Source organism: Mycobacterium sp. E1715 (genome assembly GCF_001667625.1).
Lineage (GTDB): Bacteria > Actinomycetota > Actinomycetes > Mycobacteriales > Mycobacteriaceae > Mycobacterium.
Map to the genome: position 1 here is coordinate 1 of NZ_LZJJ01000089.1, position 8,587 is coordinate 8,587.

Consider the following 8,587-nt stretch of genomic DNA (forward strand, 5'->3'; position numbering starts at 1 on the left):
GTGCGGTTGACACACCGGTGGATGCGGGTAGTTGATGTCCGCGGCCATGGAGTGTGTGGTGAAGGCGTCGAGGCGCTGAGGGTCACCCAGGTGCGAGGACTGATCGTCGTCAGCAGCTCGAGCGATGGCGGATGGCTGTTCAAGGGGGACACACCGCCTTTGCCGCTGAGCGCCCTCGACGAGCTTCTCGCCGAGACGGTACGCAGGGTCAAGGCTGCGTGAGCGAGCCGATTTCACACATGCGGCAGCCAACCGGAGCCGTGCGGCGACAGGACAAAGCCACGCCCCTGCGGGTCTTTGCATGCGGTCATGCCTGAATCGTCGACACCGCAAACGAAGCCATTGACCGTGAGAGAGTGAGCTGGCGGAAGCGTTTTGACGGACTGGCCGGCCACGATACGTGACGGTTCCCCGCCACTCGTCTGGTTAAGCCCGCTAGTGGTTCCTATCCAGTTGACGCCACTGATTCCCGCCGCCGGGTTTGACGCCGCGGGCGGTATGGCCGGCAAGTTATTTCCGCTACACGACGCCTGGTCGAGCGTGAACTTGCAGACGATGCCATCAGGCGTGAGAAAGTACACCGTCGGTTCGGGCTGCCGTCCCGGGTTTGGCACCAAGACCTCGTAATCCTTGACGTTGGCGGGAGCGTATCCGCTCAAGTCGGGGAAGCTGAGCGCGTCGGCGTGTGCGACACATGTACCTGCCAGAGCGGCGCCCACAAGTGCGCTCATGCCGGTGAGTGTCGTTGTTGTCATTTCGTTCCTCGACTCTGCTGGTTCAACGGGTCATTGGAAGGGGTTGACTTGAAATTCTCGAGTTTGATAGGGCGTTCCGATCGGCACACCGTTCGCTTCCGTGCCCGTATTCCACTGACTGACAAGCAGTTTCAAGTCATCCAACGTTGAGCCGGGCACAATGTATCCCCCGTAGGGCTGGGGCAGAAACGTTGGTGCGCCCGGGTCGCCGTTCTGCGCGACGACAGTGGTCGGCACGTTGCCGAAAACGCCGGTCGGATTGGGTCCGACCCGTACTTCCATGCGCCCGCCTTGGGCGTCGACATTGAATCCCGACAAGACCGGCTTGCCACCGATCTCCCGAAAACTGAGCTCGCCGTAACGGTCTGTCGTCACCGGCGTGGCCTGTTGCCCTGCCTGTCCCCAGGCGTTCCCGGTCCACGGTCGCCAACTGTTGCGATCGAACACCTTATCCGGGTCTGCTTGATACATCGTGACACCTCGGCTGCGGTCGAAGGAGTCGGCCGCGATGTACACCTTGCCGTCAGAGCCCTTGTATCCGCTGACCTGAGTGGGCGCGTCTCCCGCGGCCCGGAAAGAACCCGGCACCATGGTCCATCCCTTGCCGGGGTCGCCGTTGACCTCGACCAGCCACGAACCTGCGGGCTGGAGGTTTCCCTTGGTGCCCGTAACCATCATGTACGTCTTGTCGCCCAGGGTGATCGTTCCTGCGGGAAGCGTGTCGTCGATGCCGGCTTTGACCGCTTCGGCCGGCATCGTGAATAGCTCGTGACCGCTGTCCTTCGCTCCGGTCAACGGCGCTCCGAAGTGCGGGCGTCCGTCGGCGTCGAAAGTCACCGGCACGGCCACCGATCGATAATGATCACCTTCGCCAACTTTGTTGCCTGAGAACGAATCCCCGAAGATCGCAAGGAATCTTCCCGGTTGCCCGGGCACTTCGACGATCTCGCCGAGGTCCGCGGCCCCGATCCCCGGGATCCCGGGAATGCCTCCGGTCCCGGCGATCGGGCCCAGATCTCTGACCTCGCCTCGCAAGGGGCGTTCCACTATGTCGTCGATGGCAGGGGGCGGGTCGTAGCCTTCGGTGTGCAATGAACCGAGCGCTTTGTGCAGGGTGTCGGAGTAGGCGTTGCGGATTGATTCCATCTGTTTGATGGCATCGCGGACGTCGTCGACGGCGTCGGCGTGGGCACCTTCGATCAATTTCAGCAGTTTGTTGCGTTCCTGCTCGGGCAGGTCCAGCTTCAGATCCTCCTTCGCCGCGCCGATCAGCTTGTCGAGAAACTGCAAATGATGGTCCAGGCTGGCGATTTCTGCGGAGCCCTGCTTCTGCGCGTCGGCCAGCGCGGCGGCGATATTTTCCAGGTCGGCGCCGATCTTGGGCAATTGCTCGGATTGCGCGCCAAGCGATTTTGTTACCCGCTGAACTTCGGAGGAGTCGTTGATCGGATTGTCGCCGTTCTCGTGATTCCACGACGCCTCGAAGCGCTTTCTGGCTTGCTCGAATGCGTGGTCGGCTTCGGCAGAGTGTCGGCCGGCGTTATGAAACGCCTCCGCCAGCCGCGAGATCTGGAACGGGCTGCCCGCCTGCAGGCTCTGGTTGACCGCCCAGGGGTCACCGCCCGCCGCCCCGATCAGCTCCGCTTCGCTCAGATTCGCCAGCGCCATCGCACGGTCACTGGCCGCTTGACAACAAGAACATCGCCGGCCCCCTCTGCGAAGCAAGCGTACCGCCGCATCAGGGCCGGTCGACGGCGAATTCGCCCGCCCGGTCGAGCCGAGGTTGATCTAAGCCTGCGTCCCGGCGAGCTTTCGTGTCGTCAGCGCTTCGGTGTCCTGGAAGGGCCGGCCGTCGGGGCGGAGCAGGTCGTGAAACCAGACCTTCGGAATCGCGGTGTACGGGTGATCCCACGATTCCCACGGGAAGTAGGTCTGGGTCTTCCCGGCGACCAGACCCCAGTTGATGGCGCCGACGTTGTGGCGCTTGGCAATTGGCAGGATTCCTTCCACGGTGCTACCCCGCGGCCTGGCCATGTACTCGGTGCAGAGGATGGGCCTCCCCAGCGGGGCGAGCTCGCCGATCCGGGACTCGAAGCCCGCGGGTTCGGCATAGGAATGGAACGTGACCACGTCCGCGTTGGCCAGCTGGATGTCGCTGATGGCGCTGCGCCCCTGGGGTTGTCCCCAGTCGCCGCGCCACACGCCGCTGGTGAGCGGCTGGCTGGGGTCGACGGCGCGCGCCCATCGGAACACCTGGGGGAGCAGGTTCCCGACGAGCTGTTCCTTGTCGCTGCGCTCGGTGCTTCGGTACACCTTCGCCGGGTTGTCGGGCTCGTTCCAGAGGTCCCACCCCAGGACGCGGTCGTCGGTGCGGAACTGCGTCAACACCCCGGTGACGTAGTCGCGCATGACAGCCGCATAGCGGGGATCGCCAAGGCGTTCGGCGCCGGGGCTCTGCACCCAGCCTGAGTTGTGCACGCCGGGGGCCGGCGCGCGCTGCCGCCCCGCCTTCGGCGCCGGATCCCAACACGAATCGAAGAAGACGAACAGCGGCTTGATGCGATGCCGCGCGGCGATGTCGACGAACTGAGCCAGCCGCGTCTGAAAACCCCGTTGATCCTGAGCCCAAAGCTGATCGTGCAGGAACACCCGGGCGGTGTTGTGCCCATAGAACCTGGCCCAGCCGAGTTCGGCGTCGATCCGGCGCGGATCGAAGGTGTCGGGCTGGAACATTTCCAGCTGGTTGATCGCGTTGGAGGTGATGTAGTTGGATCCGACCAGGAAGCCCTGCGCCTGATACCAACGGTTGGCGCGTTCGGCGGGCCATCGGCCCGCTTCCTCCGCCGAGGCGCGTGGCACCCGGGCGAGCGCGGTGCCTGCTGCCAGCAAAACCGGCAGCTTGAGGGCCGTTCGTCGTTGCACGATGTGACGATAAATTTTCCCGGCGATTTCCCCGGGATTTGCCCAGCGCGTCGCGCCGGCTTGACGGGGGAATTGTTATCGCCCCGTCACCTGGCGCTCGTTGGCCCTACCCGCGGGCTAGCGCAACTTGCGGCCGTAACTGTCCTTGACGCTGCCGGTGAACATCATGATCGCGTCGACGATGGCCCAGATGACGCTCGCGAGCAGGACGGGAAAGCCCAGAAAGCAGAAGAGCGTGAACACCGTGCCGAAGATGCCGAGACAGAGTTGCGCGACGGCGATTCGAGTCGAGTCGAGGTAGAAGCGGCCGGCGCCGAACAGCCCGAAGAACAGCTGCAGCAAGCCGGCGGTCGAGGCCGACTTGTCCGACAGCGGTAGTCCGGTGACCGGGTCGCGGCCGTAGGGCGCGTGGGAATCGCCGTGACCGGCATAGCCGGGATACGGCGGATAACCAGGGTATGGCTGCGCGGGCGGCGGAAAGCCCGGCGGCGGAGGCCCGGGCGGCCGCCGGCCCCAGGGTGGCTCATCGGACCGGTTTCCCTGCGGGTCCGGCGTCGACATTGGCCCGAGTTAACCCCGGCACCGGCACCGCGTCCACCTCGGAAGCCCTTAACTCTTTCTCAGGCAAAGATTTGTAGACGCCAATAGTTTCCTATTGCTACTATCGCATCACGACATCATCACGACTCGGTGAGGAGCGATCCGTGCAGGCACTGTCATTCGATGCGGCCGCCGCCGGAATCGGGACGGATGTGGTCCGCGGCGCCGCTCAACGCCTGCAGGCCGGTGCCGCCGCATCGCCGGCGACCACCGCTTTGCTGCCGGCCGGGGCCGACGAGGTGTCCGCGCAGGCGGCCCTCGCCTTCGCCGCCGAAGCCTCCGCCTTCCTGGCACTGAACACGGCGGCGCAAGAAGAGCTGGTTCGGATGGGCACGGCGGTGGTCGACATCGCCCGGATGTATTCGGAGGTCGACGCCGCAGCGGCGGGCAGCGTGCTTGCGGTGCGCCCGCTGGCGACCTACCGGATGGCCGGATAACCACCGAGGCCGGCGCCGGCAAATTCGCGCCGGCGGAGACGGCAAAGTTACTTCAAACTTCACCCTCGAGAGCGCGATACTGAAACCGTGCCCGATCGAAACGTGCTAGGCGGTCCGCTGGAATCGTGCGGCACGGAACCACTGACCGGTTACTACCGTGACGGCTGTTGCTCGACGGGGCCCGAGGACATCGGCCGGCACACGATCTGCGCGGTCATGACCGCCGAATTCCTCGAGCACCAGCGTTCCATCGGCAACGACTTGCTGACTCCGGTCCCCGAATACCGATTCCCCGGCCTGCTGCCCGGTGACCGCTGGTGCGTGACGGCGCTGAACTGGCTTCGGGCGCACCAGGATGGCTGCGCCGCGCCGGTGGTGCTGGCCTCCACGCACGAGCGCACGCTCGAGGTGGTGCCTCTGGAGACGCTGGAGGAACACAAGGTCGACGTGCCCGACGACTTGGCGAATCTCTAGGGGCCACGGGGGATCGACGCCCCGGCTCTGTGTCATATTTCTCTTCGGCGACACGTCGAAAAGAGGATCCGGTGGGCTCTGCCGTTGATGACATCGACTTCGATGACCTCACCGCGCCCAAGCTGACCGACGTCCAACGTCAGATTCTGGACTTCACCGAGGCCAAAGTGGTCGACCTCGACATCGACCGGATGCTTGCGGAGGCGGTCGAGCAGGCCGGGCTGGAGCGGGGAGCCGACCTCGACGACGTCGACGGCTTCGCCGGTCGGCTCGCCGCTCACGTCGCCGCGATCGACGGCGACGAGGGCCTGCGACAGCTGACACGGTCCTCGCTGCGGCAACGAGTCGTGCGTCTGCTGCGCAACCGGTTGTCGCTGACCGAACTCCTCAAGCGCTACCCGGAAATCGAAGCCATCCCGATCGAGAAGCCGTTCATCGTCGTCGGAATGCCCCGGTCGGGCACCACGCATTTGGTGAATCTCATTGCCGCCGACCCGCGCCGTCGGGCGTTGCCGTACTGGGAGAGCCAAGAACCCATTCCCGCCCCCGGGCAGGGCCCCGACATCTCCGGCGTCGACCCGCGTTACGCGCGAGCCAAATCCGAGCACGACGCGCTGATGGCCAGCGCGCCGTTGGTCGCCGCCATGCACGACCGATTCCCCGAGGCGATCGAGGAAGAGGTCGAGCTCCTCGACCTCGATCTGGCCGCCTACGTCCTGGAATGGCATGCACGCGTGCCGGACTGGCGCGATTACTACCTGGGCCTCGACCAGAGCCGGCACTACGCATACCTACGGAAGGTGCTGCAGGCCTTGACCTTTCTGCGGGGCCCGCGGACCTGGATCCTGAAGAGTCCGCAGCACTGTGAACAGCTCGGCCCGCTCATGGCGACGTTTCCCGACGCGACCGTGGCCTTCACGCACCGCGATCCCGTGGCGGTGATCCAGTCGGCGATCACGATGATGGCCTACTCCGATCGACTGCGCCGAACCAGCATCGAGCCGGACTGGCTGGTGGACTATTGGAGCGACCGGGTGCACCGACTGCTCAGCGCGTGCGTGCGCGACCGCGACCTGGTGCCGGCCGAACGCAGCATCGACATCAGTTTCCATCAACTGAACGGCAACGAGATGCCGGTCCTCGAAAGCCTTTATCGCTGCGGCGGCGTCGAACTGACACCGAAGGTGCGGGCTCGCTTCGAGAAGTATCTGGACGGCAACCCGCGGGGCAAACACGGCCGCATCCGCTACCACCTGCACCGCCACTTCGGCGTCACGCCCGACGAGTTGCGCGGGCGCTTCGACTTCTACTTCGACAAGTTCGACGTCCAGGCCGAGACCTAGCTGGAAGGCAACGACAGCGATGAGTTCCGATCCGATCTACCGCAGCCGGCCCGGCGCCGACGCCATGCGGCCCGCTTCCGCCGAACGGGCGGAAGAGGTCGCGCCCGGGCTGTGGTGCTCACCGGGGCTCTCGAACTCCTACCTACTCACCACGCGTGACGGCCGGGTGATCGTCAACACCGGCATGGGTTTCGAGGGCCCGGTGCACCGCGCGAACTTCGACGCCGTCGATCCCTCGCCGGTGCGCTACATCGTGCTCACGCAAGGACACGTCGACCACGTCGGCGGTTTGGACAGCGTCCGCGACCCGGGGACGACCGTCGTCGCCCAGGCGAATTGGACGCTCTGGCGAGACGACAACGAACGACTCATTCCGTATCGCGCCAGTCGCAGCGCGTTCGCGTTCAAAGAGACCCTGGCCACCGGCATCCAAGCCATTCAACGGCGGTTGGGTAGCACCCGGTTGGCCGGCCAGAGCGTTCCCGTCGTGGACCTCGATTTCGAGGACACCCTGACACTAGAGGTCGGCGGCCGGCGGTTGGACCTGATCGCCGTGCCCGGCGGCGAAACCACCGACTCCCTGGTGGTGTGGCTGCCGGACGAGCGGATTTGCCTGTGCGGGAATGTCTTCGGTCCGCTGTTCGGACACATTCCCAACCTGGTCACTATTCGCGGCGACCGGTATCGCGACGCCCTTACCGCCATCTCCTCGGTGGAGAGGGTGCGTGACCTGCGGCCCGAACTCCTGGTGACTGGTCATTTCGAACCGATAGCGGGCTCCGAGCGCATTCATGCCGAGCTGACCCGGCTGCGCGACGCGATTCGGTACGTCCACGACCAGACGGTCGAGGGGATGAACGCGGGCAAGGACGTGCGAACCCTGATGCGGGAGATCACGCTACCCGCGGAATACGAAGTGGGACAAGGCTATGGGAAGGTGGCCTGGGACGTGCGGGCCGTCTGGGAAAACTACTCCGGCTGGTTTCACCACGAGTCGACCACCGAGCTCTATCCGGTCGGGTTCGACGCCGTCGCGGCAGACGTGGTCGAGCTCGCCGGGGCCGACGCTTTGGTGGGCCGGGCGCGGGAACACCTTGCCGCCGGTCGCCCGCTGCAAGCCATCCATCTTGGCGAGCTCCTTCCGTCCGACCATGCCGGGGCTCGGGCGGTGCTACGCGAGGCACACGGAGAACTGTTGGCCGCCAGCACGAACTTCTGGGAGACCGCCTGGCTGAAGAATCAGATAGCGAGGAACTCATGACGGCACGGGTCAGCTTCGACTTCACCGGCACCACGGCGCTGATCACCGGCGGCACCAGTGGGATCGGGCACGCGACCGCCGTCTTGTTCCGCGACGCCGGGGCCCACGTCGCGGTCACCGGAACGAGACCGGCGGCCGCCGACTACCAGGCCGATCTGTCCGGCATGGAGTATCACCAGCTGCAGATCAGCGACCCCGATTCGGTGGACGCGCTGGCGCGGAAGTTCACCAGCCTCGACGTGCTGGTCAACAACGCCGGTGCCAATTTCCCCGGCGGCCTTGACGAATCGAAGCCGGACGGATTCGAGGCATCGGTCGCGCTGAACCTCACCGGACCGTACCGGTTGACGCTCGGGCTCTACCGCGCGTTGAAGGCGTCGACGGCGGACGGCGGCGCCAGCGTGGTGAACCTGGCGTCGATGTCGGCGCTGCGGGCCGTCCCCTTGGTGCCGGGATACGGCGCGGCGAAGGCCGGGATCGTCTGCGTCACCAGGAACCTCGCGGTCAAATGGGCCGGTAAGGGGATTCGGGTGAACGCGGTGGCGCCCGGCGCCATCGACACCCCGATGACCGCACCGATGCAGGGCTCGGCCGAACTGGTGGAGTCCGAGCTGGCGCACATCCCGTTGCGCCGCTTCGGTTCCGTCGGCGAGATCGCCCCGACCATCGCCTTCTTGTGCACCGAGCAGAGCAGCTACACCAGCGGCGCGGTGTTCGTCGTCGACGCCGCCTCAGACTGCGTCTGAAAACCGAGGAGACACATGACAAGTGCCCTGCGCCCCGAGGATTTCTACC

General features: G+C 65.6%; 9 protein-coding genes and 1 pseudogene. 6 read left to right on the forward strand and 4 right to left on the reverse strand.

Features of this window, described 5'->3' with window-relative positions; genetic code table 11:
- A pseudogene (locus A9X03_RS04785) lies at window positions 1-222 on the forward strand (hypothetical protein); the annotation flags it as partial.
- Window positions 223-233: 11 nt separating this feature from the next.
- Here the strand turns inward: A9X03_RS04785 and A9X03_RS28185 are convergent.
- The 4 genes from A9X03_RS28185 to A9X03_RS04800 form a co-directional block, all read right to left on the reverse strand.
- Window positions 234-731 carry a hypothetical protein gene (locus tag A9X03_RS28185; protein ID WP_082950102.1) on the reverse strand — a complete coding sequence of 166 codons (498 nt, stop codon included), beginning with the start codon at window positions 729-731 and terminating at the stop codon, window positions 234-236.
- A 54-nt stretch (window positions 732-785) separates the two neighbouring features.
- Entirely contained in the window at window positions 786-2,423 is a 1,638-nt protein-coding gene (locus A9X03_RS04790) for a DUF4185 domain-containing protein (RefSeq protein WP_068259900.1), read from the reverse strand.
- A 120-nt stretch (window positions 2,424-2,543) separates the two neighbouring features.
- Entirely contained in the window at window positions 2,544-3,677 is a 1,134-nt protein-coding gene (locus A9X03_RS04795; protein WP_067748793.1) for a 1,4-beta-xylanase, read from the reverse strand.
- 117 nt (window positions 3,678-3,794) lie between these two features.
- Window positions 3,795-4,238: a TM2 domain-containing protein gene (locus A9X03_RS04800; protein ID WP_068259903.1), complete on the reverse strand. Its 444-nt coding sequence runs from the start codon at window positions 4,236-4,238 to the stop codon at window positions 3,795-3,797.
- A 143-nt stretch (window positions 4,239-4,381) separates the two neighbouring features.
- On the opposite strand from A9X03_RS04800, the gene A9X03_RS04805 reads away from it, so the two are divergent.
- The 5 genes from A9X03_RS04805 (at window position 4,382) to A9X03_RS04825 (ending at window position 8,538) form a co-directional block, all read left to right on the forward strand.
- The gene (locus tag A9X03_RS04805; protein WP_067748799.1) at window positions 4,382-4,714 is read left to right on the forward strand and encodes a PE domain-containing protein; all 333 of its coding nucleotides are present in this window, start codon (window positions 4,382-4,384) and stop codon (window positions 4,712-4,714) included.
- 87 nt (window positions 4,715-4,801) lie between these two features.
- Window positions 4,802-5,188 carry a DUF2237 family protein gene (locus A9X03_RS04810; protein ID WP_067748802.1) on the forward strand — a complete coding sequence of 129 codons (387 nt, stop codon included), beginning with the start codon at window positions 4,802-4,804 and terminating at the stop codon, window positions 5,186-5,188.
- Window positions 5,189-5,259: 71 nt separating this feature from the next.
- Window positions 5,260-6,531: a sulfotransferase gene (locus A9X03_RS04815; protein WP_067748805.1), complete on the forward strand. Its 1,272-nt coding sequence runs from the start codon at window positions 5,260-5,262 to the stop codon at window positions 6,529-6,531.
- A 19-nt stretch (window positions 6,532-6,550) separates the two neighbouring features.
- A complete protein-coding gene (locus A9X03_RS04820) occupies window positions 6,551-7,792 on the forward strand; it encodes an MBL fold metallo-hydrolase (protein WP_067748808.1) in 1,242 nt (413 codons plus the stop codon).
- Window positions 7,789-8,538 carry an SDR family NAD(P)-dependent oxidoreductase gene (locus A9X03_RS04825; protein WP_067748811.1) on the forward strand — a complete coding sequence of 250 codons (750 nt, stop codon included), beginning with the start codon at window positions 7,789-7,791 and terminating at the stop codon, window positions 8,536-8,538. The genes A9X03_RS04820 and A9X03_RS04825 overlap by 4 nt, the downstream gene beginning before the upstream one ends.
- Window positions 8,539-8,587: the final 49 nt, after the last annotated feature.